18 protein-coding genes and 1 pseudogene are annotated in these 26,219 nt (G+C 43.5%); 3 read left to right on the top strand and 16 right to left on the bottom strand.

The genetic code is table 11. The annotated features are described in order from the left end of the window. Positions 1-1,791, top strand: a 1,791-nt coding sequence (locus PGS38_RS05590) for a tetratricopeptide repeat protein (RefSeq protein ID WP_270476015.1), incomplete at its 5' end; no start/stop codon positions are given. Positions 1,792-1,828: 37 nt separating this feature from the next. Here PGS38_RS05590 and PGS38_RS05585 read toward each other — a convergent pair. The 5 genes from PGS38_RS05585 to PGS38_RS05565 all read right to left on the bottom strand — a co-directional run bounded on the left by PGS38_RS05585 (position 1,829) and on the right by PGS38_RS05565 (position 6,385). Further along, entirely contained in the window at positions 1,829-2,701 is an 873-nt protein-coding gene (locus PGS38_RS05585; protein WP_117802665.1) for an ATP-binding cassette domain-containing protein, read from the bottom strand. Between the two features lie 3 nt (positions 2,702-2,704). Next, positions 2,705-3,361 carry a transporter gene (locus PGS38_RS05580; protein ID WP_243002043.1) on the bottom strand — a complete coding sequence of 219 codons (657 nt, stop codon included), beginning with the start codon at positions 3,359-3,361 and terminating at the stop codon, positions 2,705-2,707. Then, the gene (locus PGS38_RS05575; protein ID WP_117509306.1) at positions 3,358-4,428 is read right to left on the bottom strand and encodes an ABC transporter permease subunit; all 1,071 of its coding nucleotides are present in this window, start codon (positions 4,426-4,428) and stop codon (positions 3,358-3,360) included. The genes PGS38_RS05580 and PGS38_RS05575 overlap by 4 nt, the downstream gene beginning before the upstream one ends. 116 nt (positions 4,429-4,544) lie before the next feature. Next, on the bottom strand, positions 4,545-5,723 hold the full coding sequence (locus tag PGS38_RS05570; RefSeq protein WP_118640374.1) for a HAMP domain-containing sensor histidine kinase: 1,179 nt from the start codon (positions 5,721-5,723) through the stop codon (positions 4,545-4,547). Continuing rightward, positions 5,711-6,385: a response regulator transcription factor gene (locus tag PGS38_RS05565; protein WP_014080778.1), complete on the bottom strand. Its 675-nt coding sequence runs from the start codon at positions 6,383-6,385 to the stop codon at positions 5,711-5,713. Before PGS38_RS05565 ends, PGS38_RS05570 begins: the two co-directional genes overlap by 13 nt. A 220-nt stretch (positions 6,386-6,605) precedes the next feature. On the opposite strand from PGS38_RS05565, the pseudogene PGS38_RS17645 reads away from it, so the two are divergent. Continuing rightward, positions 6,606-7,523 (top strand): annotated as a pseudogene (locus PGS38_RS17645) (ParM/StbA family protein). Positions 7,524-7,526: 3 nt separating this feature from the next. Beyond that, complete coding sequence (locus tag PGS38_RS05555) at positions 7,527-7,844, top strand: hypothetical protein (RefSeq protein WP_010782300.1); 318 nt, start codon at positions 7,527-7,529, stop codon at positions 7,842-7,844. A gap of 2 nt (positions 7,845-7,846) precedes the next feature. Here the strand turns inward: PGS38_RS05555 and PGS38_RS05550 are convergent, their stop codons facing one another. From PGS38_RS05550 to PGS38_RS05500, 11 genes are all read right to left on the bottom strand, one after another. Next, positions 7,847-8,161, bottom strand: coding sequence for a hypothetical protein (locus PGS38_RS05550; protein WP_010782299.1), 315 nt, complete (start codon positions 8,159-8,161; stop codon positions 7,847-7,849). An 82-nt stretch (positions 8,162-8,243) separates the two neighbouring features. After that, positions 8,244-9,074, bottom strand: coding sequence for an alpha/beta hydrolase (locus tag PGS38_RS05545; RefSeq protein ID WP_147326096.1), 831 nt, complete (start codon positions 9,072-9,074; stop codon positions 8,244-8,246). Positions 9,075-9,963: 889 nt separating this feature from the next. After that, positions 9,964-11,058: an alpha/beta hydrolase gene (locus PGS38_RS05540; RefSeq protein WP_055267539.1), complete on the bottom strand. Its 1,095-nt coding sequence runs from the start codon at positions 11,056-11,058 to the stop codon at positions 9,964-9,966. Continuing rightward, a complete protein-coding gene (locus PGS38_RS05535) occupies positions 11,055-11,411 on the bottom strand; it encodes a family 78 glycoside hydrolase catalytic domain (protein WP_010782296.1) in 357 nt (118 codons plus the stop codon). Before PGS38_RS05535 ends, PGS38_RS05540 begins: the two co-directional genes overlap by 4 nt. Positions 11,412-11,677: 266 nt before the next feature. Further along, positions 11,678-13,030, bottom strand: a complete 1,353-nt coding sequence (locus PGS38_RS05530; protein ID WP_055267537.1) for an MFS transporter — start codon at positions 13,028-13,030, stop codon at positions 11,678-11,680. Between the two features lie 14 nt (positions 13,031-13,044). Further along, positions 13,045-15,855, bottom strand: coding sequence for an alpha-L-rhamnosidase (locus PGS38_RS05525; protein ID WP_270476011.1), 2,811 nt, complete (start codon positions 15,853-15,855; stop codon positions 13,045-13,047). Between the two features lie 213 nt (positions 15,856-16,068). Further along, entirely contained in the window at positions 16,069-18,324 is a 2,256-nt protein-coding gene (locus PGS38_RS05520) for a beta-glucosidase (protein ID WP_118700806.1), read from the bottom strand. A 23-nt stretch (positions 18,325-18,347) separates the two neighbouring features. Next, a complete protein-coding gene (locus tag PGS38_RS05515) occupies positions 18,348-19,772 on the bottom strand; it encodes an MFS transporter (RefSeq protein ID WP_147398242.1) in 1,425 nt (474 codons plus the stop codon). Positions 19,773-19,827: 55 nt separating this feature from the next. Continuing rightward, positions 19,828-20,640, bottom strand: a complete 813-nt coding sequence (locus tag PGS38_RS05510; RefSeq protein ID WP_227093632.1) for an SGNH/GDSL hydrolase family protein — start codon at positions 20,638-20,640, stop codon at positions 19,828-19,830. Between the two features lie 105 nt (positions 20,641-20,745). Beyond that, entirely contained in the window at positions 20,746-23,376 is a 2,631-nt protein-coding gene (locus PGS38_RS05505; protein WP_117813817.1) for a family 78 glycoside hydrolase catalytic domain, read from the bottom strand. Between the two features lie 14 nt (positions 23,377-23,390). Next, positions 23,391-26,186: an alpha-L-rhamnosidase gene (locus PGS38_RS05500; protein ID WP_118594967.1), complete on the bottom strand. Its 2,796-nt coding sequence runs from the start codon at positions 26,184-26,186 to the stop codon at positions 23,391-23,393. Positions 26,187-26,219: the final 33 nt, after the last annotated feature.

Raw genomic sequence — 26,219 nt, 5'->3', positions numbered from 1 at the left:
CCGAAACCATGCCGTCATTTTATCGGAAGAGATAAAGAACTAGAAGAATTATATACCATGCTTGAGGAAAACCGTCATGTTTTTCTTTGCGGAATTTCCGGTATTGGTAAAAGCGAACTTGCCAAAGCCTACGCAAAACATTACAAAAAGTATTACACTAACATTCTATATGTAGAATATACAGGTGATCTTCATCAGGACATTACTGACATGGATTTTATTGATGATCCACCAGAAATCAACGAACAGGAACGGTTTCAAAGACATAACCGTTTTCTGCGTTCCCTGAAATCCGATACTCTGCTTATCATAGATAATTTTAATGTCACAGCTACACAGGACAGTTTTCTGTCAGTAGTATTAAAATACCGCTGTCAGATTTTATTTACGACCAGAAGTAATCTGAATGAATACTGTACTTTTCAATTAAAAGAAATAAAGGATATAAACATTCTTTTCCAACTGACATCTGCATTTTATTCAGAAGCAGACAAGTATCGTTCGACCGTCGAAAAAATCATAGAGACCGTACACTATCATACTTTTGCTGTAGAACTGGCTGCAAAACTTTTGGAAAATGGAATTTCAACTCCAGGTCAGTTATTAGCAAGACTTCAGGAAGAAAGAGCATCTCTCGATAATGAAGATAAAATTAAGATAATCAAGGATGGTCAAAGCAGTAAAGCCACTTATTATAGTCATATCCATACTCTATTTTCACTATATGCTTTATCCCGAAAACAGCAGGATATCATGTGCAATTTGTGTTTTCTTCCTTACACTGGTATTTCTGCCCGCATATTCGCCAAATGGCTGGAACTGCCTACCTTAAATGAAATTAACGACTTGATTGAAACTGGTTTTGTGCAGACAACTACACGTCACACAATCTCCCTGCATCCTATGATTAAGGAAATTGCCCTTTCAGAGACAAAACCATCTGTAAGTAGCTGTCACATATTACTGGATTCTTTACAGAAAATATGTTTAATGCATGGAATTGAAGTCGATTATTACAAGAAGCTGTTTCAGACAGCAGGAAACATCATAGAATTGATTGAAAAAGATGATATACCAAAATATCTACTTTTTCTGGAAAATGTTTTTCCATATATGGATAATTATAATTACCAGAAAGGTATGAAAGAAATCATTCAGGAATTAAAAAATTTTTTGAAGCCTAAAGACATTGGCACCGATTCTGACCGGGCGTTATTACTGGATTTTCAGGCAACCCTTGAAACCAAACCTGAAAAAGCAATAAAACTGGAAGAAGATGCACTTGCCCAGATAGAAAATATCACTGCCGACAATGCTCGCCTTGTTTCCAACCTTCATGCCAATCTCGGTGGACTTTACCGCATGAACGGTCATCCCGATCTTGCAAGAGAACACATGGAAAAAAGTATCTCACTGCTTGACCAATTTAACTTGCTTCATATAAATGACAGCATACCTCAGATTGCCAATTATGCAATGTTCCTGACAGAACAGCAGGAACCCGAAAGAGGCATCTCTGAATTGCAAAAATTATCCGGCATCATCAAGGAATACCATTCCGATGATTGTCTGGATTATGCCAAAGTGCAGGAAACCCTTGGAACCATTTATCTGATGACTGCCAATCTTCCGCAAGCCAAAACACATTTTAAAAGAGCTTTCAAAATATATGAAAAGATCTGGGCTGATGAACCAGAAATGATTGAAGCAAAATATCAGGAAATTCAGGAGTTATATCCACAGATTGGATTTTGCATTGGAAAAAATCTATCCGGTCTTTTAACAAAATAAGCATACTTTACGGCGGGCAACTTGCCCGCCGTTATATTCAACTATTCGTCAAATAAATATATGCATCTTCCAAAGTGATATCATTATTCAGGACACAATTCTCATTTGGCTTTCCTTTGCTTAATACTTTCATATGAATTCCATTTTCTACATACTGCTTAGATGATATAGAATAATTGGCTTCTAACAAACGGGCTTCTTCTGCATTTTGTACCGTACAATTCCAAACACAGCCCTTTGCATTTTCCAGCAATCCACTCACGCTTCCGGAATATAAAAAACTTCCTTTTTTCATAATGGCAAGCTGTGTACAGGTTGCTGCTAAATCTTCTACTACATGAGTGGAAAACAGCACAGTTCTATCCTTTGAAAAATCAACCAGAAGATTGCGGATCCTAATCCTTTCTTCCGGATCTAACCCGGTGGTAGGTTCATCAATAATCAAAAAATCCGGATTATTAAGAAGTGCCTGTATGAGTCCGACACGTCTCTTCATACCACCAGATAATTGCCGCATTTTTTTATTCTGATGCTCTGTAAGAGAAGTCTTTTCCAGATAATAGGTAATTCTTTGTTCGAGGTCATTTCTGGATACTCCTGACAGTCCCCCCATATATACAAGGCATTCTTTCACCGTAAGATTCGGATATAAGTCGATTTCCTGTGGAAGATAACCAATCTTTTTCTGTATTTTTTCATAATTTCCCTCGTTATACAGAATTCCATCAATCGAAACCACTCCTTCCGTTTGTTTTAAAACGGTTGTAAGAACCCTCATCAGCGTGGTTTTTCCCGCACCATTCTCTCCCAAAAGTCCGTAAATTCCCTTGGGTATTTCAAGAGATGCCTTATTTACTGCAACTACACCATTTTTAAATCTAACTGTTAAATCATTTATTCTAATACTCATAATCTATCCTCTTTTCTTTAAAGCCATTGGTAATACTGCAAATAAAAACAGCCCCGTTATAAAAGACACAAGCGTTCCATAAATCCAACTCTCGGACATTAATTGAGTAGGTTCACAAAAGCTGAAAGAAAACAATCCCAGATTTCCGAAAAATGAACTTCCCGCTTTTGATATAAGTCCAATGACAATTCCAAATAAACATCCTATACCTGCCCACATATTTCCAAGCAATGTACACAAAATCACAGAGCATATACTCCAAAGCCAGATAGTTCCAAACATTGCAATGAAATATAAAAGAAATATCTGAATACCTGAAATGCCTTCGTTTACACTGCCCGGTTTTTGCCAGAAAAATAAAACATATCCAACACAGGAAAGTATTAATAAATATAATATTTGAACGCACACTCTCTGTGATATTACTTTTAACTGCTTTTTTTGATCATACAAATGAAATACATCGGCACGCTTACTTTTTACTTCCATCAAATATGTGTCACTACAAAAAATAATTGTTAAAAATGCTATTGGAGACTGAATTGCTGAACCGATTTCTTCATAGTATATAATCGGATGAATAACACACAATATCAGTATAAAGGCACATGAATAAAAAATCTTATATAACGACAGGCAGTTTTTGAGTTCCGTTTTCAATGAACCCTCCTCCTTTTCCAGATTGTAACAGAAATACATACTAATATAACAGATGCGATCACAAGCATAATCTGATTTATATTTGACATTTTGGCTGCATGTGTTTCAAAAAACCTGCCAGGAAATCGCACCATAATAGAGAACGGTCTCATATAATAAATATCATTCTTCTCGGTCAGCATATTTGAATATATAATGTGTAAAAACAAAACTGGTGCTGCCGGAAGCGGATTTTTAAATATTAATGCTGTAATTGTATAGACACAACATATCATCAAAAGATTCGGCACAATATAGATCAGAGAATTCACGCAAAAATCAATTGGTGTTACCGGAAATCCCGATTCTAAAGACGTTTTCAAACACAGCATAAAGAATATAACATTCAAAATCACTAATACTCCCAGCATACTAATGAATCCGCTTATTACTTTCCCACATATATATTGGATTGCCGTAACAGGCTTTGTATGTAATAATTCATAGGTACTTTTTCGTGTATCCTGAATAAATAAAAATGATAGCAAGACTGTTGCAAAAAAGGCCATATGCAATCCTGCAAAATCCGTGAACTTTTTGGCAAAGTACCAGGAAAAAGAATGTTCGGATAATTTCCGCTCGATATAATGATTGATTTCTTCTGCTGTCCCCTTATGAATTTCAAGGTCCTCATAAGCATATATTGCATTATAATAGCCATATTGGGATTCCAAAAACTCAGAAGCAGTCTTTACATCCATATTCTGAATTTCTTTCATTACATGATCCGCTTCCTGCCTGCTAAATCCAAAACCATTTTGGGAGGTGTCCATTAACGTCTCTTTGATCGTATCTTCCCACTCCCTTCTTCTTTCTTTATCATCAGATGTGGGAATGTACCCATCCATGACATCGGCATCTTCCAATTCTACATCATTTTGTGTGACCTGTTCATTCTGTTTGATATAATGAATTTGCAAATACGGTGACAGACATTGATACATACTGGCAACTATAATAATCAAGCCAATCCACAAAACAGGGTTCTTTAAATAATCAAGTATACTTCTTTTTATGATTGTTTTCATTGTATCTCTTCCTTTCTTTATTTCTTTAACAACATCATACAAATCAATTCTCAATAAATTCACAACAAAAAAGACTAAAACCACTTTATTTGTGATTTCAGCCTTATAAAGTATTTTTATTCAGCTTTGAAAAGAGCTTCTACATGAGCACCGCCTTGTCTGGCATTATATATTTTCAAATTTCCTCCATGCTTTTCACAGAAAATACGAGAAATATACATACCAAGGCCAAAATGCTTTAAATCATCTTGTGGATTCTTATGATAAAATGGTTCTGTTACTTTTTCCTCAGTATCCACAAATCCTATTCCATCATCTTCAACAGAAATTATAAGAAAACCATCCTTTTTCTTTATCTGCAAAGCAATACTTTTTTGTGCATATCGAACCGCATTTTCCAGTAAGTTGTCTGTCACTTCCATGACAAGTTCCTCATCCACTTTCACAATGTTTTGTTCCTGCACTCTTTCTACCTTACATAATTTACTTTCCTTCTTGGACAGCATGGCAGCTTCTGCCTCAATCTTTTTTGCCAGTTCCGATAATTCTATCTCTGAGCATTGCAGTTCCCTCTGTTCTAAATGGGACATTTTTCTCATGTTTTCCGTGAAATGCTCTATACGGTCAATCTGATACATGCCTGTTTGTAAGATATCAATAACATCCTCTGTTTTTATACTCTCAGCAGAAACAAACTCTAAGAGCATTTCCTGATACCCACGCAATATGGAAAGTGGAGAACGTATATCATGTGCAATTGCATTCCGCAAAGCCTTCTCGTCATCAATCATTCGCCACATCTTTCTGTTGTTATCTGATAAATCACTTCGCATCATTTCAAATTCTTTACACAAAGTTCCCATCTCATCTTTATTTTCATAGGACACATGAAAATCCAGTTCATTATCTGCAATCATTTGTGAGGCATCTTTTAGTTCCTGTAGAGGTGTCTTTAACTTATTTTTATAAAAAAAGAATACCGCAACAACACTCCCAACAATCGAAAAAATCAGTACCGAATATGTTTCCATAAAGTCACACATTTCCGAAAGATGATGGTCCAAACGATTCATCTGTGATTGATTAGGTCTTGATATCTCAATCTCGTATTTCTTTCCATATTGCTGAAACACGTCCGTATAATCTGCATACTCAATATATTTTTCCCATATTTTATTCTGCATATTTCTTGCAAAATGAACTGTAAATCCAGATAACAGAAATGCTGCCGTTAAGCTGATCACAAAATAAAGCAGAATTGTTTTTTTCAGTGACAAGTTTCTTATTTTTTCCATCGGTATCCAATCCCCCATACAGTTTCTATGTATTCTTTTTCTGAATAATCCGCTATTTTTTTCCTTATACGCCGTACTAATTCCGTTATCGTTCTACTGTCCCCTTCCGCATCATATCCACAGACTTGTGCATATATACGTTCTTTATCAAACACCTGCCCTGGATGCATGGATAAGAATTCAATAATCTGATATTCAATTTTTGTGAACTCCATCCTGTGTCCAGCTATAGCTACTATTTTTTCAGAATAATCAATCAGCATTTCATCCATGAAACGGTATTCCGTTTTTTGTTGATGCCTTTCTTCTCTCTTTATGTTTGTAACAATCCTCGCTTCCAACTCCCGAAGACTAAATGGTTTCGTAATATAATCATCCCCACCTGAAAGCAACCCATTAATTTTATCATCTTCGTCAACTCTTGCTGTTAGAAATAAAATTGGACATAACACTTTACTGCGTATCAGACGACATACTTCAATCCCATCCATGCGTGGCATATTGATATCCAACAAAATAATATCCGGTTTCATTTTTATTTTATTTAATGCTTCCATTCCATCTGTAGCCGTAATGGTTTCATATTGTTTCATATTAAAATAACTACAAAGCATTTTCACCAATTCTTTATCATCATCGACAACTAAAATCTTGTATTTCATCCAAACCACCTCCAGTATCCATATTATACGATAAAAAACAATGAAATCACAACAAGAGTACATGAAGAACGTAAGCACAATATATCTTTTTTCTCAATTCCTGCTCAATTTCCCCTCAATGCCTTTTTCCTCCGATCTTCGTATGCTTATCTCACAGCAGAGCAGTACCACACCGGTACGACCTGCTGAATCAATCAATACGAAAACGGAGGTATTTTTTATGCGAGAACTCAGAAACACAAAAATCATTGCTGTAGATCATGGCTACGGCAATATGAAAACAGCAAACATCGTCACACCAACCGGCATCAAAGCCTATGAAACCGAACCAATCTTCACCGGGAATATTCTGGAATATAACGGCATTTACTACCGGATTGGCGAAGGACACAAAGAATTTATCCCGGATAAAGCTATGGACGAAGAATATTATCTTCTGACGCTAATGGCTATTGCAAGGGAACTGAATGTCTTTTCCATCCGTGAAGCAGATGTTCATCTGGCTGCCGGACTCCCTCTGACATGGATCTGAACTCAAAGAGAAGCTTTTCGTTCCTATCTGCTCCAGAATCCAGAAGTCCGTTACCTTTTTAACAGCAAAGAGTATCATCTCCACTTTGTGGGATGCAGCCTTTACCCACAGGGGTATCCGGCTATCGTAAACCAACTTGGAGATTTCAAGGGAACCAATCTCCTTGCAGATATCGGAAACGGAACCATGAACATTCTGTATATCAACAATAAGAAAGCGCAGGAGAGCCGATGCTGGACAGAAAAACTTGGTGTAAACCAATGCATGATTGCTGCAAAGAACGCTGTTCTGGACAAATTCGGAGTGAAAATTGAAGAATCCACAGTAGAACAGATTCTGCGGTTTGGAACAGCTGACATTTCAGCACCATATCTGGATTGTATCAGTTCTATTGCCAGACAGTATGTGGCAGAACTTTTTTCCACGCTCCGCAAATATGAATACAATCCTGACCTGATGCGCCTGTATGTGGTTGGCGGCGGTGGATGCCTGTTCCGTAACTTCGGAACGTATGACAAATCACGAGTCACCATCATTGATGACATCTGCGCCACCGCTAAAGGTTACGAATCTCTTGCTTATATGAGCCTGAAAAGGAGGGGATAAACCATGCAGAACAATATCCGCAACACAAACCTGCGTTTTAATCTGGACAAAGAACAGCAGCGGAGAGCCTGGGAATATTTACAGACAATGGACAGGCAGGATTTTAAATCTTACAGTCAGGTAATCTCTCTTGCACTGGTAGATTATTTTGACCGCTACTACCGCACACGGGCTGATCCTTATCTGGAAACAAGAGAACGGGAAGAACTTTTTGTGAAACAGATTGTAGATGCAGTGGAAAACAGTCTGAAACAGGCATTGCCACTTTTTCTTTCCGGACTGACTGCAGGCATGGCGCAAAGGGAGCCCCAAATCAGGTAATGTCATGATGCCAAGGTCAAAAGGTCTAAATCCACATGAGCTTGCTCATAAGTGGATGAAAGGCCTTGGGACCCGCCCCAATATGAGCCTAAAAGTGGGATGACAATCCCACGATATGCGAGAGGCTCGTCCGATAACATAACGGAGAGGATCCCCAACCGCTCAATTCCCACCGTATTCCAGAAATCCGCCCCGCTGTCCGCCTTTTTCCGCTCAAAGGACACAACGCCCACCGGCCGGAGCATCCTGTGCTTCAGCACAGGCTTTAATTTTTCAGCCTTGCCCAAAAAAGAATCATTGTTTTTTACCTGTCCCATACTGTCATTTCTCCTGTTCTCCCACGCTTTCGGACATGCCGCACCGCGGCACAAACAACAGTTGAAATCCGTGAAGAGCAAATCAACATTTCCGATGCTCCTCCCAGAATGCGACTGCATCCCGCAGCCAGCCCTCTGCCGCAGTATCTATCCCCAGGCCAAAGCCATGACCCAGCTTATCATACATGACGATATCGACATTTTCCTGCCCCAGCGCTTTCCTGATGTCCGGGATGATCTTCTCCACGGCCGCAAAACCGGTAGGGTCATCCCGCCCGACCCTGGAAAATATAGCAAGCCCCTTGTCCTCCTCGTGAACCTTAAGCTCCCAGTGCAGGCCATAGATGGGGAAGATGGCGGCGGGCCTTGGCAGATTATGTTTATGGCAGCAGTCCTTATAATCAGAAAATGCGTAGGCTGTCGTCATCAGGCCTCCAGCGGAGAACCCGAACATACCAAAGCCGTCCATCGTATAGCCGTACTCTGCCTGATGCCCTATCAGATACCTTACCGCCGGCAGCACATCCTTGGATGCCTCCCCGCCCTTGGCCTGCGGTTCGGTTTCATGCAGCTCCACATTCACACGGTAGACCAGCACAAACGCACTGTATCCCCTCCTGTGCAGCTCCATGGCTGCCGGGATGCTCTCCAAATAAGAGGCTACGCCGTCAAACCCGCCGCCCGCAATCAGCACAGCCACGGGCTTCCCTGGCTCCCCCTGGAACAGGATCCCCTGTACCTTTCCCTTGTCGGGATCACGCCTTACCTCATCCTCCGCATAAAGCCCGCTGATGAAATGCACCTTTTTCAGCCCTTTCTGCTCCACGACATAGTTGAAACCATCCACGATGCTCTGCGCCTGTGCGGGCTGCCCGATAAGATTGCACAAACCATGGACGCTCATGCCTGACATGGCATATATTTCCTTTGGCGACCCGGTCTTCATAAAAAGCTCCGGCCTGCCCTCCCATACGGGATGCTGCAGGAAGAACGCAATCTTGTCATTGATCGTAGCCCTGCGGAACCCTCCCGCGACATTGTAAAACTCCGATTCCTTTACCTTCGGCATATGCTTGACGCCTAAGATTGCCGGCCAGAACAGCCCTTTGTACTTACCCATGTTTTTTTCCTCCTTATCTATTTCAGAACGGTCTCGGAAACTCCATAAAACCCGAATCTCCGCTCTTTTTGTACTTGTTACTTTTTTCGTTTCCTCCCATTTTCAGAGAGGGATTTTAAATTTTTTCAGCAAATTTCCAAAAAACTATTGTCATTTCTCGTGAATTGTGCGCCATTCACTACACGTTGATATTCCACTCCTTTTGCGGTTTACCAGTGCCAAAAGACATGATTCTGTCAGTTTTCTGGTAGCTTTCCATGAATTTGAAAAACACATGCCCGACCTGCACATATCAAATATGTGCCTTGATTCTGCCATGGATAACTATCCAACATATAAGCGGACTCTTTCCCCAATAGCGTTTGTTTCAGCTCTCATTCAAGAGGGCTGCTTACCATGTCTTTTTTTTACTGCAGCTCTTCTAAACATCATCTCCTCCGCTCGCAAACCACTGTATTACTGATTTGCTGGAATACTCTCTGAATTATATCAATTATTTATTGAGTTTCCGAGACTACTCTGCGAATAATTGGGAGGATTGTGGGAGTGCAAAGCACGGAACAATCCGTAGGCATCATAGTTGGGGGCTTTTGACCCCAACATCTTTAAAAAAGGTCAGATGTTTTATAATTTTATAAAACACTTGACCTCTCAAAATTCACTCTTCCTGTTCTTGAAAAAATTATTTCCGATGTGCCTCCCAGAATTCCACTGCCTCTTCAAACCAATGAGGTACTATGGTATTGGAACCAATACCAAATCCATGTCCGAGATTATCGTAAATCCGTACAGACACATTGTCCTCACCCAACACGGATTTCAATTGCGGAAGTCTCTTCTCTACATTTCCGAATCCGTATTCATCCTCGCGCCCTGCGATGGAAAATACCGCCAGTCCCTTATCCTGCTCAAGCGCTTTCACATTCCAGTCCAGACCATACATCGGGAAAATCACTTTCGGTCTCGGCAGTTTTACTTTGTGACAGCAGTCCTCGTAATTTGCGAAGGAATATGCCGTAGTCATCATGCCGCCTGCCGAGAAACCGAATATCGCATAGTCATCCATATCCACAGACAGTTCCTGCTCATGCTCCTTCAGATAACGGATTACCTGCACCAGCTCCCTGACCGCTGCCTGCCCCTGTTTTTCATGTTCCGTTTCTCCCAGCTGTTTGCCAATCGGGTAACTGATTACCAATACGGAGTACCCCAACTTGTGTAATTTCATTGCCACGGGATATCCCTCGCAGTCCGTCACATTACTGATAAATCCACCTCCGGGAACGACCACCGCCAACGGTTTTCCTTGCTTTCCTTTGTAAAACATTCCGGTCAAATGAGACTGATATGGATTCTGTTCTATCATTTCTTTCGAGTTAATATCGGAAATCAACTGCGCCTCTCCACTTTCCACAAGCCGGGTCAGGTAATTAAAAGCCTCCAGTGCATTTTCCATCTGATCACTTCTGCCCTGCGCTTTTAGAAAATCTGCATATTTTGCCGGGGCAATCGCTTTTAACACGTTATCCTCAACATTAAAAAACATATGCTTATAGCCGCCAAACACCGGATGCTGCATAAAAAATGCCATTTTATCATCTTTTTCCGCTTTCCGGAATGTTCCGTCTGCCTGATAATAATCTTTCTTTTTTATATTCGGAAAACCGCCGATGCCAAACAGTGCCGGCAGAAACATCGCATTTTTCTTATAAACATACCCCACAAAGCCGACTGCTAAAATGAGCAGCACGAGCATTATCATTGCCAGAATTTTCATATGTTCTTTTCCTCCTTATCTCTTGCCCAAAATTGTCCTGCGTGCGCCACTGCCGTAAAATCTTCCGGCTTTACCGGAGCATCACATATCACTCTCACATAGCGGAAACCATGATATGTAAAATGCGGTCTGTACTCTGCGGGTTTCCCGTTAGATATATATACATCCGTCTGTGTATGACCTGTCATGTCAGCACCAGCTATATTATTAAAATAATTCCCCTGAGAATCCTTGGTCTCAAAGTGATCTAGTATCAACTTTGTTCCTGCGGGCAAATCCACCTTTACCCGCAGTACACCTGCCAGATTCTGACCGAAATCGATAATGGTCTCTCCCTTTGGGCTTACCTCCATACCGACCGCCTCCACTTCTTTCACCGGCCGCACAGGTTCACCATACTGTACCATCGGCAACTTTCAACTTATCGTCAGAGAGAACTGTCTCAAATGTGCCGTCTTCATACTCAATTCTCGTTTCAAACAACACTGCGCACTCCACTCCCTTTTCATAAAACCTGTTTCAAAGGAGGATGTGGCGGTGGCGGTATCACCGGTGTTATCCGTCGCTGTGGTTGTTTACTTTTAATCTTGACAGTTCCATCGCATTCTCCTTCAATATGTTACTTATTGCTGCGCGCTGCGATTGCCGTGTGCATTTCCTCTACTGCTTTTTTATCCAACGTATACTGTGTACCAAAAAGAATCGCCCCTGCGGCAGTCAGGATAGTCGGAAGTATCAGTACGCAGAGGATAATTCCTGTATTGATACTCTCCGGCTGGGCAACCGAGCCGGTAACAAAACCTGTAGCTGCCAATACATACCCCGGAATCGCTCCTCCGAGTCCCTGCGCCACTTTTGTAATAAAAGATGTAAGCGATGCGATCGCCGCTTCTGCACGTTTTCCGGTTTTATACTGCACGTAAGTAGTATTATCTGCCTGTATACTGGTTGTCAGCGGTGCTATACATCCGCCTGCCACACCTCCTGCCACTGTACTAATATAGATCAAAAGCATAGATCTCACATCAATCAAACGCAGTGCGGAAAACAGGATGGATACGACGATTGCCATTACAAAAATCTGTTTCTTTCCAAACCGGTTTGCCAGAATTGGTCCAAGGAAAATTCCCACCAGAGCAGTTATCATTGAAACAAGTGACACCCCTGACATAAGCGTCATATCACCCAATATATATGTGTAAAAATAAGCGCCGGCTCCTCCTGCTATATTACTGCCCACCCCGACTACCAGTGCCACTAAAAACAGTGCCCAGACAGGTTTATACCGCAAAAACTGTAACAATTCCCTGAATGTATAACTTTCTTCTTTTTTTCCTTCAAAAGCTACTCTTTCCTTTACACAAAGAGCCCCTGCAATAGATAAAACCAACACCATGGCCATGGAACCGAAAATTAACACGTAATAGTTCTGTAACGTTCCTTCCGCCACAAGAATCGGTGCTGCCACAGCCAGTACCGCGCTACCTATCATTGTTCCCAACGCGTTGAAAAGTGACAAACTGTTTCTCTCCTTGTCATCCGCGCTCATGACCGGGAGCAAACTGTTCTTGGAGATATCCATAATATCAAACGTCCAGCCCAGCAGCAGATACGTCACATACACAATCACATATTTTCCGACCGGAATCCAGACTGCGCCAAACCACAGTAAAATATAATTTATAACACAGATGATTGTTCCCAGAATAATCATAGGGCGAAATTTTCCCATTTTTGTTACCGGAAATTTGTCCAGAAAATATCCCATAATCGGGTCGCTGATTCCATCCACCACCTTGGATATTAAAAACAGGGTCGCCAGTGCTGCCGGTTCCAGACCAACCACATTCGTATAGTAAATCATAAAGAATCCTGACAATAATCCCATCAGTGGAATATTTCCCGCACATACCATAAATAAGCCCATTTTTTCCACGATACTAACCTTTTGTTTTTTACTCTTCTCACTCATTTGTTCTCTCCTCGTTAATATTGTGATAATGCTGTATTCAACATCTCTGTCTGCCCTTCATCCATCGGTCCGGAAAACATCTCCGCCACCTGTCGAAACGACAGTCCATAGACCGCATCCGGTATCATATCCACCTCGGTCATCGTCGACAAAAATGCCCGTATCTGCGGATGGTTCAGCAAATCTTCCAGCTTTGACTCCACGCTGTATATTTTCTTTAACTTCTCAGTTGCCTCATATACGACTTCATAGTTTCCTGCAGTGATATAACAAATACCGTTCACCACTGTTGCGAATAGTGGATTTGTCTTATCTTCAAACAGAATCTCCGGAGCATGCGGCAATCGCACCTCGCCTTCTCCGCCAAACGGAATCGTAATTTTGACTCTAATCCTGTTATCCTCCATAATTTCCCAGCTGCATGCATACTGTCCGACGGCCGAATCATACACTGCCTCTGCCCTTCTCAAATCATAATGGACATTCGGACAAATTGCAATCCTTCTTCCTCCCGGAGATTCTTCCAAAAGATGGATTCCTCCCACATGGCGGAACATCCATTCCAGAATCGCCCCGTAAGAATAATGGTTGAGACTGTTCATTCCGGTACTGGATATCTTACCGTCTTCATCCAGTGAATTCCATCGTTCCCAGACTGTGGTGGCTCCCAGTTTCACTTCGTGCAGCCACCCCGGATACTCCTCGTTCAAAAGCAGGCGGTAGGCGGTATCCGTCATTCCGTTATCGGTCAACACATTGCACAAAAGAGAGGTTCCCACAAATCCGGTATTCAATTTGTTTCTGCTCTCGCGGAAAAGTTTCTTTAACATCTCTCTGGTCAGCTCTTCGTCCTCTGACAAATGATATTTCAGAGCCAGCAGAAGACCCGTCTGTGTCTTTTCCGCGCATCTTCCGGTCGGGGTAAAATATTCTTCTTTTACCACACGCCATTGTTTTTCGGCGATTTCCCGATATTGTTTTTCCTCTTCCTTTCGCCCGAGAACCGCCGCTGCCTTCGCTGTAAGCTCCGCGCTTGCCGCATAATAAATATCCGCAATATAGCCTTCATCGGTCGCTCCGTATACATTTCCCGCCGCGGCTCCCACCCGGTCAAGCGCCAGCCAGTCTCCGTAATGGAAGGAATGTCTCCATCCGTGGTGCTCTCCGTCCACCTTACGGATATAGTCCACCCAAGCCTTCATACTGTCAAACTGCTGTTCCAATATGGCAGCATCCCCGCTGAACAGATAGACATTCCACGGAACGATACAGGCCGCATCGCCCCATGCACAGGAACATTTCGACGGACCGAAGGTCGGCACCACCTCCGGAACCATCCCTCCGGCAATCAGCTGTTCCTTATACAAATCGTACAGATATTTTCTGTAAAATGCATAGGTATCCGCCAGATAACATGCCGTACCCGAAAACACCTGTGTGTCGCCTGTCCATCCCATGCGCTCATCTCTCTGCGGACAGTCTGTCGGCACATCTAAGAAATTATCCTTCATGCCCCATTCCACATTGGAAATCAACTGATTTACCAGTTCATTTCCTGTCTGTATACTACCGGTACCTTCGTAATCACTGTAGAGTGCCATTCCCGTAAAATCTTCACAGGAGACATTGGTTACCCCGCTGATTTTTACATACCGGTATCCGTAAAATGTAAAATGCGGAACAATGTCTTTTTCTTCCCCGTCAGAGATATACACATATTCCGACAAAGCGGTTCTTAAGTTTTCGTTATAAAAACATCCGTCCTGCAGGATTTCGCCTGTCTGGATTCTGATTTCTTTTCCTTTCGGCTCATGGACATGAAGTTTGAAAATCCCGGTAATCTCCTGCCCTAAGTCAAACACCCATTCATCCTTCGGGGTGTGAATCAGTTCCTTCGGTGTAAACTGTTCATGCACAGTCACCGGAAGGGACAGCCGCTCCGTCAGTCGCCCCTGCGGCGCCTCCGCAAGCTGCGCGCTGACAGGTTCGACAGGTTCCAAGGTATCATCCCGTTTCTCCCCGTCATATATATTGGAAAAAAACAGATTGCTCCTTGTCACTTCCCATGTGTCATCCGTGCCGATTATCTCTTGTGTGCCATCCTCATATTCCAGATGCACCTCTACCAGCAGTTTCCACTCGTCGCCGTAAAATCCTTTCTGTTCTGTCTGATTGAGCCCGAACCTCCCTTTGTACCACCCATTCCCCAAAAGAACGGACAACACACCTTCGCGCTGCATCTGCGCGGTCACATCATACGTCTGATACTGTAACCACTGATTGTAGTTATTGCAGTACGGGGTCAGATATTCTTCCCCAATTTTCGCGGATTTTAAAATATCTGTTTCGGTTTTCTCTCCATCCGTAAAATATGCCTCATAAAGCCCCAGTCCGCAGAGATAGAGACGGGCTTTTTTTACCTTTCCACGGGGAATGATTCGCTTTGAGAAAATGGGATGGCGTTCCATCCTGCTGTCGCAGGTAATCCATTTTCCCACCCACGGCTCGTCCCTCTTTGCCGTCTCAAAGAACTGTACGTCGGACTCCAGCACTTCGTCTGCGTCCGTAGTAACGATTACCTTCCAGTAATATCTGGTACAAGGCTCCAGATTCATCTCCGCTTTTACAGCCAGACTGTCGAGCTTTGCCTCCCCGGTGTCCCAAAGAACATCCGCGAAGGTTTCATCCTTTGCCACAAGGATTCTGGCACATCTCTGGTTCTTTCCCCTGCATTCTCTGACCTTCCACGAAAAAACCACCGGATTCAGTAAAAATCCCACCGGATTCGTGATATGATTTGTTTTTGCTGCGTAAATCTGATTCATATTGCCGTTTTCCAAGCTCCTTCCTTTTTTCATTGTGTACACTGTAATTCGAGTATAATGGATTTGCCTCATAAAATCATTTACGGAATTTCATCATTTTACCTACCAAGCTTAAGATTTCAGCTCTTTGTTTACCTGTAAATCAATTCTTTCAACACAATCTCTTCTGCCATATTACGAATACCATTTACCGCTACCTCATCCTCAATTATCCTATTGTGCAAGTAAACAATTCAGCTGCCCGATCAGCTGTTCCACCTGCTCTCCCGGCATCTGCCCCAGCAGAGATTTCAGCGGCATTTCCCGGATAACTTGCTCTCCCAGCTTCTTGTATTCGTCACTCATCCCTTCTGCTGATGCGGCCGCTGCTGCCAAAGGCGCCAGCAGTTCCGTAATAACGGGAGCGGTTTTCGTATGATCCAATAATTCTCCGAACGTTGTTGTGAAATCTACGCGAAGGGGCAATTTTTTCTTTGTTTCAAACACAACATCAGCATGTAAGCGGATGTCATCAGAAGCATGGCCGATCAGGATCCGATATGTTCCGGATGGCGCATACCAGTCCCCAAGACGTTCTTCATAATAGGATAGATTCCTCGCCGAAATTTCCATCGACACCGTTTTCTCCTCTCCCGGCAGGAGATGAACTTTGGCAAATCCTTTCAATTCCTTGACCGGTCTCTCCGATATGCCGCACAGGTCAGCCACGTACAACTGTACGACTTCTTTTCCTTCTGTCTTTCCTGAATTTTTCACCTTGAGAGAGACTGTCAGTATATCCTCATCCGTCATTTGAGCCGATGACAAAGTCAGGTCCCCATAAGTAAATTCCGTGTAAGACAGCCCATGTCCGAATGCATACCGCACCGGAACCTTCTTTGTATCATAATAACGGTATCCGACAAAGATATCCTCGCCATATAACACCCGCTTTCCATTTCCCGGAAAATGAAGGAAGCTCGGATTATCTTCCAGCCGGTACGGGAATGTCTCTGCCAGCCTGCCGGACGGATTTGCTTCCCCGAATAACAGCCGGTCGCAGGCTTCGCCAACGCCCTGACCTCCTAGATACATTTCAAGGATCGCGCTTACCCGGTCTGCCCATGGCAGTTCTACCGGACTTCCATTGTGGAGTACCACTACAACATTAGGCTGTACTTTCAACACTTCTTCGATCAGCCGGTCCTGGCATTTTGGCAGCTTCATGGATGTTCTGTCATACCCTTCCGACTCAAATATCTCAGGCAGCCCGGCAAAGATTACCGCGACGTCTGCTTCTGCAGCAGTCCGAAGCGCTTTTTCCAGCTCTTGTTCCGTCATCGAGTCATTTTCGTTAGAAAATCCTTTTGCATAAGTCACGCTACGCCCTTTTTCTCCGGCAGCATCCAATGCCGAAACAACCCTGAACGGATTGATATGGCTGGAGCCGCCGCCCTGATACCGCGGCTTTTCGGCAAATTCCCCTATATAGGCAACCTTTCTGTCTGTATTCAGCGGAAGTATACCGTTATTTTCCAGCAGGACCGCACATTCCGTCTCAATATCAGCTGCTTTTTTATGATCTGTTTCCTTATCAGATATATCTTCCGGACGATGCTGCTCTTCACCGGCAAACACAACATTCAATACCCGCTCCACCGCTTCATCCAGCACAGCTTCGTCCAGTCTTCCCTCCTGTACTGCTTTCACAATCTGTCTGTCATTGTATCCTCCGGAATAAGGCATCTCCAGATCCAGTCCGGCCTGCAGTCCTTTCACACGGTTATTTACAGCGCCCCAGTCACTGACGACGCAGCCTTTGTATCCCCATTCTTTTCTCAGGATATCTGTCAGAAGATATCTGTTTTCCGAAGCATATTCTCCATTTATTTTGTTGTAGCTACACATGACGGTTCTTGGAGCTGATTCTTTCACCGCTTCCTCAAACGCAGGCAGGTAGATTTCCCTGAGCGCACGTTCTGACACTTCGGAAGATATCGTCATACGGAGTGTTTCCTGGTTATTCAGTGCGAAGTGCTTAATGCTTGTCCCCACGCCCTGACTCTGTACTCCGCGGATATATGCCGATGCCATCCTACCTGCCAGATATGGATCCTCCGACAGATACTCAAAGTTCCGCCCACATAACGGGCTCCTTTTAATATTCACCGCCGGGCCAAGCAGTATGCTTACATTCTCGGCCTGACACTCCGCTCCCAGCGTCTCTCCCATCCGTTCCATCAGGTCAACATCAAAGCTGGAGGCTGTTGCACAGGCTGCCGGGAAACAAACGGCCTTCACACTTTCATTCAATCCCAGATGATCCGTTTCCCCTTCCTGCTTTCTCAGTCCGTGAGGGCCGTCCACCATCATAACTGACGGAATGTTCAGTCGTTTGATTTCTTTCGTATGCCAGTTATCAGCGCCCGAGCAGAGACTTGCCTTCTCTTCCAGCGTCATTTTTGAAATCAGTTCCTTTATTCTGTCCATCGCAAAAGTCCTCCTTTCTTTTCTTAATACTGATTGATCATCTGTGCCTCTGCTTCTTCACGGCTGATCTCACCATTATTGCATTTTGCCATCAGCTGGACATCATGGTCATTAAGCTTGTAAAGACGAAGTATAAGCAGAGTGCAAATACCCCCGATAATGCTGCCAAGACAGCTGAATGTCCATAATTTATCGGCAAATCCTGCCGCCTGAACAACGCCTTCTCCCTCTCGGAAGCCGATTATAGTTAACGCAAACACACTGACTGCTGTTGCGATCGCTCCACTTAATTTTGTAAAAAATGTCTGCGCCGCAAACGTTACACCACGCATTTTTAATCCTGTCTTGTACTGTCCATACTCGTAGCAGTCCGGCGTAAACTGATACTGCAGTATAACTGCTATTCCCAGCGGAATTCCTCCTAAGGCATTTAAAATCACATACACCATCATATTCTCATACCCGGCTATGAATCTTACAATTCCCAGAAGTAACGCGAAAATATATGAAATATAGAAGACTTTAAATTTATCATATTTTTTGCATAATTCTACTGCCATAACCGCACCGATTAAGGTCGGAATAATTACCGCCATCGAAACATATGAGGCAGCTTCTTCACCGCCAAGGCAGTACCGGGCAACGTATAAGCCCCAATTTGCACCAACATTAAGCAGGCTGCTGATGAGCGGAGCCGCAAAGAAAAGCAATAAATATTTGTTCTTCCGCAGACATTCTACCATATCTCGCAATGTATAACTTTCTTCTGCCCCGTCATTCTGGACTCTTTCTTTTTCAATTACTCTCTCCCTTGCGAACAGACAAATCGGAATCATCATAACACATGACAAAAGAGATAACACAATTACTGTTGTTGACCAGCCGCCTAACCGCTGCCGTACCAACGGCAGGGCAATTCCTGTAACAATACCTGCAAAAATAGCAAACAATCTTCCTATGCTGTTTAGTGAAACACGTTCCTTCTGGTCTATTGTCATCGTGGTAACAATACCAAAAATCGGTACATCGCAAAGGGTATAGGCTGTATCCCATAACATATAAGCAAGTGTTGCCCATATGATTTTAGCCGTCATGGAAATCCCGGTAGGTATTATAAAAAGAAGAATAGTTGCCACCGGAATCGCTATGACAGATATTCGAAGCCACGGCAGGAATTTCCCTTTCTTAAAATTCACCTTATCCATGATCATACCGAAGATCGGATCGTTGATGGCATCCCACACTTTCGTGATAAGCGCCACGATCGCAACCAATGCTGCCGTTATGCCGATATCTGTAAAATATGTAGTCATATATCCTACCAGTCCATAGAATACATTCTGTCCCATAAAATACAAACCATAACTGATTTTTTCTCTTTTTGTAACTGAATTTTCCATTTCGTTATCCGTCCTTTCATTGTTTGATTCAATTATAAATAATTCCAAAGGGCAAATCACCAACGATATATAAGCAGTTTACCGACGAAACTTAATATAATAATCATCTTTCTAAAAACTGATATAAGTATTCTTCCATCTTAGGCGTCCACCATTCCAGATATCCTGCCTGCGTCGGATGAACCGGATCTGCCATATAAACTTCATATTCTTTTTCAGAAACGTCATTCATCTCCTCGTCATTCCAAAGGTCGATCACGCCTATTCCATATTTATCCTGAAGCTCAAACAATACATCTACCATCTGCTGATACTGTTTACTGTCATATTTTGTTCCGGTATAAAAGATCACGGGACAATTCCATGTCTGCTTTGCATATACAATGATATATTCCATTGCTCCTGTTATCGTCTGTGTATCAAAATCCTCCAGATTTTCTGAACTGCTGATTTCTCCCATCGGCATTTCCTTCGACGCGTCATTCGTGGAAAGCTGACAGACAAATGCATCGAATTTCTCATCTGTACCGATATTATTTTTCATCCTTTGGATATAAGACGTCTTTCCGTTATCCACTAAAGTAGTACCGCTTACAGCTTCTTTTACATACTCACAGCCATTTCTGTAAGAGATATAATCTGCGAAAGAAACATCCATTGAGTACAGACCTAAGGTTACAGATGATCCAAGGTAGCAGATACGCTTCCCTTCAAGAGGGCTGTTTTCTAACGGTTCTATATTTTCCAGACTGTATTTTTCTGCGTTTCCCGGCATTTTTTTCAGTTTGTTCTTCCAGACAAAATCAAACGGTCCTCCACCGCCTGCTGCTCCTACTAAATATGTCAGGCCGATTCCCACAGCCAGAATCAGAATTAAAACGATACTTAAGATAATCTTCAATATTTTCTTTTTCATAATCCCTAACTCCTTATTATTTTCAACTTTCATATTAAGAGAACTAACCGTCTGTATTTACCGGTCAGTTCTCGCAAATACTGTCATTTTGTTTTCTTTGATTCTTTATTCAAACTGATACATTCCGCTTCCTACCTTGTATAATCTGCCATCCGGCATCTTTACAACGGCAGTCGTGTTGCAGGGGATTTTTACTTTCAGCTTAAATTTCCCTTCGTCCATACTCCACCTGACTGCGATTTCCCCGTACTCACTTATATAAGTACGTTTTACACTGGTAAACGCATTGTCCGGCTCCGGTGCGATTACAATCTCCTTAAATCCGGGAGCAGCCATATCAATGCCGCTTATCTTCCGGAACATCCAGTCGTCCACGCATCCAAAGGCATAGTGGTTCAGGCTTGTCATAACCGGAGACCCGTCCTCCTTGTAAGAAATGTAATTTTCCCAGATTGTTGTCGCTCCCTGCTTCACCTCATAAAGCCATGACGGGCACTTTGTCTGGAGCAGGATTTTATATGCCTTGTCCATCCTGCCGATCTTACAGAGCGCATCCAGCAGATACGGCGTCGTCAGGAACCCTGTATCCAGACAATCCCCGTTTTCTTCTATCTTGCGGATCAAATGTCCGGCGATACTTTTTTTCTTCCTTTCAGGAGCAAGATCAAATGCGATTGCCAGCACATAACTGCCCATAAAATCAAGAGGCATCTTCCCATCATCATCGATCAGTCCTTTTTGAATGGCAGATTTCATTCTGGACGCAATGTCATCATAGTATAATTCGTCTGATGTATGCCCGAGGAGTGCTGCCGTATCTGCCATGATCCGGCAGGAATTCCATCCAAAAATTGGCGCGCAGTATGTAGAAGTATTGATAAGTTTTGCAGCGCTTTGGTCTGCTCCGTCTACTGTCTGGCTCGGTATGAGCCACTCCCCGTACTGATGTCCTGTATTCCACAGATACTGGTCAATTTCTTTTGGATGTTTCATCTTGCCTCTACGCTTCTTTGCAGTGTTGATGATATAGTCGCACCACTTTTTCATTGTGTCATACTGCTCTCTCAGTATCCTGATATTTCCTGTAAGCTGATACATGCTCCACGGTACGATACAGGCGGCATCTCCCCATCCTGCTTCTCCCACCGGTTCAAAATTGCGGTATACGATCCGATTCAGTTTCTCCAGTAATTCATAGATTCCGGTAAGGGGGATCACATTGGGGATTGCCCCATTTTTCTGCTGACTGAAGGTCATATTACGCAGCCATCTTGTCAGAAATGGGGTTACATTTTCGTTGAGCATGGCTGTTCTTGCATAAATCTGGATATCTCCGGTCCATCCGCCTTTTTCTCTCTGCGGGCAGTCCGTGGGGATTGAAAACAGATTCGACCGCTGAGACCATCTTGTATTTTCGTAAAGCCGGTTTATATCTTCGTTGGACGTCTCAAATGTTCCCAGATCCTCATTGTCAGAAGACAGGACAATCGCTGTGAAATCCTCCGGGCTCACCGGCTGATCGCATGTCACTCTCACATAGCGGAATCCATGATATGTAAAATGCGGTATGTATTCTGTGAATTTCCCGTTTGAGATATAAATATCACTTTGCTTGTGCCCTGTTTTCTCTGACATGAAAATATTGTTGAAATAGTTTCCATATTGATCAAGAGTTTCAAAATGATCTAATACCATTTTTGTTCCGGCCGGCAGTTTGCTTTTTACCCGCAGAACACCTGCCAAGTTCTGTCCAAAGTCAATGATCGTCTCGCCTTTCGGGCTAACTGTCATTCCTACTGCCGGCACTTCTTTTACCGGGCGCACCGGTTCCCCGTACTGAGCCACCAGGTTCACGTAAATTTTTCCGCATGGAATACCGGTTTTCCAGCTGCTGTCATCGAATCCGCAGCAGTTCCAGTTTTCCTGTTCCATCCGTGCGTCATAGAGTTCACCTGCAAACAGATCTGATGAACGAATCGGACTTTCTGAAACTTTCACCGTATCATCTGACAGCACCATTTCACTCGTTCCGTCTTCATAATCAATCTTTATCTGAAATAACACAGAATGTTCGGCTTTAAACTTCCTGCTTCTCGGTTTAAAGTTCGCGCTGTCATACCAGCCGTCCCCCACCAGCATTCCTATGACATTTCCTCCCTCTCTCAAAAACGGGGTCACATCATAAGTCTGGTAGCACAGATATTTAGAATAGACGGTAAATTCCGGCGCAAACTCTCTGTCATCCGGACGCATTCCGTTCATGCTGAGCTGATATGCTCCGTGACAGGTGGCATAAACGCGCGCTCGTTTTATGCCGTCTCGTGCATCAAATTCTTTGCGAAAATATTCTGCCGGGTTCTGCCCGCCGGTTCCGGGTTTTACCTTTTTCATAGGAAACGGAGATTTCACCCACTCGGCCGTCCATTCTTTCTTCATAAATCCTGTCTCAAAGGATGAGGATGCCGCCGCCTTTTCTCCGTTATTAACTGTCACTTCCACTGTCCAGTTGTAGTCACTGAGACTTTGTAATGGTTTCCCGGAGTACTCCACAAAAATACTTTTATCACTTTCTACCATTCCAGAATCCCACATTACTTCGTCCATATTTTTCACTGTGATATGATAGGATGTCTGCATCACATTCTTTTCATCACTAGTGATTACCCATGAAAAATAAGGTGCTTCGTCCACGCATGGTCTATATTGACTGTTTACTTTAAGCCTTATAAGCTCCATAGCAACCCTCCTGATTAGAATTTTGCCAGTGCCGCATCCAGCATCTGCGCCTCATCTTTTTTTATCTCTCCTGCGAATGTTTTCGCGACATCTCTAAGCGAAAGCCCATATGCAATATCGGGGATCATATCCACTTCCATCATTTGAGAAAGAAACGCGCGGATATCCGGATGGTTCAGCAGTTCTTCCATTGTCGAGTCTATGCTGTATTTCTTCTTTAAAGGCTGTGACGCCTCATAAGCGACTTCATATTCTCCGGCTCTCACACGGCAGATTCCATTTTCCACCTCTTCAAATAATGGATTTTCTTTATCTTCATATACAGATTCCGACGCATATGGAAGAACCACTTCTGCACTTCCGCCGAACGGAACCGTAACAGTGACCGTGATTTTATTATCCTCTGATATCTCCCAGCCGCACTGATAGCATCCGCTTGCCGAATCATAAACAGCTTTTACATATTTCAGTCCATTATTCACTTTCGGGCTGATCCGCATCACCCTGCCTCCCGGGTTCTGTTCCGTCACATCAATCCCGGCCGCATGACGGAAGATCCACTCCAATACAGCGCCGTAAGAATAATGATTTAGACTGTTCATCCCCGTGCTGGAGACATGTCCGCTCTCATCCAGTGAATTCCAACGCTCCCACACCGTTGTTGCTCCCAGCTTCACTTCATGGAGCCAGCCCGGGTATTCCTTATTCAGAAGCAGCCGGTATGCCGCGTCTGTCATTCCATGATCAGTCAGGACATTGCACAGAAGCGGGGTTCCTACAAACCCGGTATTTAATTTATTTTTATTATCCCTGAGAAGCTTTTGCAGCATCTGCTTTGTCAGTTCTTCATTTTCAGACAGATGATATTTCAGTGCAAGAATAAGCCCTGTCTGCGTCTTCACCGCACATCTGCCTGTAGCAGTAAAATATTCTTCTTTCACGACCTGCCACTGACGGTCTGCGATTTTCTGATACTCCTGTCTCGTTTCTTCCAGTCCAAGCACCTCTGCTGCTTTTGCAACAATCTGTGCACTTGCCGCGTAGTAGATGTCTGCAATGTATGCTTCATCAGTCGCTCCATACACGCTGTTCGCAGCGGCACCTGTACGGTCAAGAGCAAGCCAGTCACCATAATGGAAAACCTGTCTCCATCCATGATGGTCTCCATCAATTCTCCGGATATAATCGACCCACGCTTTCATGCTCTCAATTTGGTTTTCGAGTATTGTTTTGTCCCCGCTGAACAAATATACGTTCCAGGGGATGATACATGCGGCGTCTCCCCATGCGCAGGAACATTTTGTCGGTCCGAATGTGGGGACAATCTCCGGAACCATTCCGCCCGCCAGAAGCTGTTCCTGATACAGGTCGTATAAATATTTTCGGTAAAACGCATAGGTATCAGCCAGATAGCTTGCAGTCGCGGAAAATACCTGTGTATCTCCTGTCCAGCCCATCCTCTCATCTCTTTGGGGACAGTCTGTAGGCACATCCAGAAAGTTCCCTTTCATTCCCCATTCGATATTGGAGATTAATTTGTTCACAAGATCATTCCCTGTCTCGATTGCCCCGATGCTCTCATAATCACTGTAAAGAACAAGCGCCGTAAAATCCTCACACGAAAGGTCCCTAACCCCGGTCACTTTCACATATCGATAACCATAGTATGTAAAATGAGGCGTAATCACCTTTTCTGTACCATCAGAAACATAAATGTACTCCGAAAGTGCAGTTCTTAAATTCTCGTTGTAGAAACATCCGTCCTGAAGCACCTCGCCCGTCTGAATCCTGATAGTTGTCCCCGCCGGCTCATGCACCCGCAGCCGGAAGATCCCCGTGATCTCCTGCCCCAGATCAAATACCTCTTCTCCGGCAGGAGTATGGATCAGCTCTGCCGGCTTCATCTCCTCCTGTACCTTAACTGGAAGAGATAACCGTTCCATAAGCCGGCCTTTCGGAACCTTTGCGATCCGCGCAGGAGACTCCTCTACCGGCGGCAGCGTATCATCTCTTCTCTCACCGTCATAGATATTGGAAAACCACAAATTGCTTCTTGTAACTGACCAGGTTTCATCAGAACTGATCACATCTTTCGTTCCGTCTTTGTACTCTATGTGAATCTCCGCAATCAGCTTCCACTCGTCACCGTAATATGCTTCCCGCTCCGGATCATTGAAACCGAACCTGCCTTTATACCAACCGTTTCCGAGAAGAACAGACAGCACACCTCCTCGTTCTGCCTGTTCTGTGATGTCATACGTCTGATACTGGATCCACCGGTCATAATTATTGCAGTACGGAGTCAGATACTCTTCACCGATTTTCTTAGGATTTTCTTTATTTTCCCCAAGAAAATATGCCTCATACAATCCCAGGCCGCAAATGTACAGTCTTGCGCTTTTCACTTCTTTTGCCGGACGAATCCTCTTTGAGAAAATCGGATGCCGTTCCTGACTGCTGTCACAGGTAATCCACCTGCCCGTCCACGGTTCATCCATTTTGGCGGTCTCAAAGAACTGCGTGTCTGATTCGATCACTTCCTCTGCATCTGTTGTCACAATAACTTTCCAGTAATATCTTGTATACGGCTGCGGTTCAAATTCCACTCTTGCAGAGAGACTGTCCAGCTCTGCCTCCCCCGTGTCGTGACAGATATCTGTAAAGGTTTTGTTCTTGCTGATCACAATCCTTGCATGTTTCTGTTCCTGTCCTCTGCCGCCTTTCACTTTCCATGAAAATACCAACGGTTTCAGATAAAACCCTAAAGGGTTTGTGATATGATTTGTTTTTGCCGCATAAATCTTGCCCATAATTCTTCCTCATTTTCATGCTGATACTTTTTC

This window comes from Fusicatenibacter saccharivorans (assembly GCF_027667425.1).
Taxonomy (GTDB): domain Bacteria; phylum Bacillota; class Clostridia; order Lachnospirales; family Lachnospiraceae; genus Fusicatenibacter; species Fusicatenibacter saccharivorans.
The sequence above is the reverse complement of the archived record's forward strand: the minus strand, read 5'-3'. Positions and strand labels throughout refer to the sequence as shown.

Coding starts and splice junctions, on each gene's coding strand:
- PGS38_RS05585 (WP_117802665.1), bottom strand. CDS start 2,701: ATGAGTATTAGAATAAATGATTTAACAGTTAGATTTAAAAATGGTGTA.
- PGS38_RS05575 (WP_117509306.1), bottom strand. CDS start 4,428: ATGAAAACAATCATAAAAAGAAGTATACTTGATTATTTAAAGAACCCT.
- PGS38_RS05570 (WP_118640374.1), bottom strand. CDS start 5,723: ATGGAAAAAATAAGAAACTTGTCACTGAAAAAAACAATTCTGCTTTAT.
- PGS38_RS05565 (WP_014080778.1), bottom strand. CDS start 6,385: ATGAAATACAAGATTTTAGTTGTCGATGATGATAAAGAATTGGTGAAA.
- PGS38_RS05555 (WP_010782300.1), top strand. CDS start 7,527: ATGCAGAACAATATCCGCAACACAAACCTGCGTTTTAATCTGGACAAA.
- PGS38_RS05550 (WP_010782299.1), bottom strand. CDS start 8,161: ATGGGACAGGTAAAAAACAATGATTCTTTTTTGGGCAAGGCTGAAAAA.
- PGS38_RS05545 (WP_147326096.1), bottom strand. CDS start 9,074: ATGTCAGGCATGAGCGTCCATGGTTTGTGCAATCTTATCGGGCAGCCC.
- PGS38_RS05540 (WP_055267539.1), bottom strand. CDS start 11,058: ATGAAAATTCTGGCAATGATAATGCTCGTGCTGCTCATTTTAGCAGTC.
- PGS38_RS05535 (WP_010782296.1), bottom strand. CDS start 11,411: ATGGAGGTAAGCCCAAAGGGAGAGACCATTATCGATTTCGGTCAGAAT.
- PGS38_RS05530 (WP_055267537.1), bottom strand. CDS start 13,030: ATGAGTGAGAAGAGTAAAAAACAAAAGGTTAGTATCGTGGAAAAAATG.
- PGS38_RS05525 (WP_270476011.1), bottom strand. CDS start 15,855: ATGAATCAGATTTACGCAGCAAAAACAAATCATATCACGAATCCGGTG.
- PGS38_RS05520 (WP_118700806.1), bottom strand. CDS start 18,324: ATGGACAGAATAAAGGAACTGATTTCAAAAATGACGCTGGAAGAGAAG.
- PGS38_RS05510 (WP_227093632.1), bottom strand. CDS start 20,640: ATGAAAAAGAAAATATTGAAGATTATCTTAAGTATCGTTTTAATTCTG.
- PGS38_RS05505 (WP_117813817.1), bottom strand. CDS start 23,376: ATGGAGCTTATAAGGCTTAAAGTAAACAGTCAATATAGACCATGCGTG.
- PGS38_RS05500 (WP_118594967.1), bottom strand. CDS start 26,186: ATGGGCAAGATTTATGCGGCAAAAACAAATCATATCACAAACCCTTTA.